The following is a 1,250-nucleotide window of genomic DNA, read 5'->3' on the forward strand; positions in this document are numbered from 1 at the left end:
CGAAGCCGGGTGATCTACCCGCGGCCAGGCTGAAGCAGGGGTAAGACCCTGTGGAGGGCCGAACCCACTTCGGTTGAAAACGGAGGGGATGAGCCGCGGGTAGGGGTGAAAGGCCAATCAAACCCGGAGATATCTCGTTCTCCCCGAAATAGCTTTAGGGCTAGCCTCGGGAGGTGGATCGCGGAGGTAGGGCGCCGGACGGCCGAGGGGGCTTCACCGCCTACCGAAGCCGACCGAACTGCGAATGCCGCGACCAGACACCCCGGGAGTCAGGCCGCGCGGGCTAAGCCGCGCGGCCGAGAGGGGAACAGCCCAGACCGCCCGCTAAGGCCCCCAATTCCGCGCTGAGTGGCAAAGGATGTGCGTTTGCCTAGACAACCAGGATGTTGGCTTAGAAGCAGCCATGCATTCAAAGAGTGCGTAACAGCTCACTGGTCGAGTGGACATGCGCCGACAATACACGGGGCTAAGCGCGGAGCCGAAGCGGCGGGGCCGCGCCGTAGAAGGCGCGGCCGGTAGGGGAGCGTTCCGCGCAGGGGCGAAGCCGCCGGGGCGACCGGCGGTGGACCGCGCGGAAGCGAGAATGCAGGCATGAGTAACGAGAGAGGGGCGGGAAACCCCTCCGCCGTAAGCGCGAGGTTTCCTGGGCGAGGCTAATCCCCCCAGGGTCAGTCGGGCGCTAAGGCGAGGCCGCGAGGCGTAGCCGATGCCCAGCAGGCGGACATTCCTGCACCGCCGCCGGACCGCTAGGACCGACGGGGCGACGAAGGAGGATAGGCGGGCGGGGTTCTGGACGTCCCCGTGAAAGCGCGTAGGGCGGGCCGCAGGCAAATCCGCGGCCCACGGAGCCTGAGACGCGAGACGAAGCCCTCGAGGCGAAGCCGCTCATTCCATGCTTCCGAGAAAAACCCCTAGGCAGGGCCGGCGGCGCCCGTACCTAAACCGACACAGGTGCGCGGGTAGAGCATACCGAGGCGTTCGGGAGAACCATGGCCAAGGAACTCGGCAAAACCGCCCCGTAACTTCGGGAGAAGGGGCGCCGCCGGGGGTGGAGGGGCGAGCCCCCCGAGCCCGCGGCGGCCGCAGCGAATAGGCCCAGGCGACTGTTTACCAAAAACACAGGACTCTGCCAAGCCGCAAGGCGACGTATAGGGTCTGACGCCTGCCCGGTGCCGGAAGGTCACGCGGAAGGGTCAGCGAAAGCGAAGCCCGAAGCCAAGCCCCGGTAAACGGCGGCCGTAACTACTAAC

At 66.9% G+C, this 1,250-nt stretch carries 1 other annotated feature (cut by both window edges).

The annotated features are described in order from the left end of the window. Positions 1-1,250, forward strand: a sequence feature (mutual gap in cmsearch alignment for this rRNA model is longer than 100) (it extends past both window edges: 1,291 nt to the left, 248 nt to the right).

The organism is Slackia exigua ATCC 700122 (assembly GCF_000162875.1).
In the GTDB taxonomy this organism is placed as follows: Bacteria; Actinomycetota; Coriobacteriia; order Coriobacteriales; family Eggerthellaceae; genus Slackia; species Slackia exigua.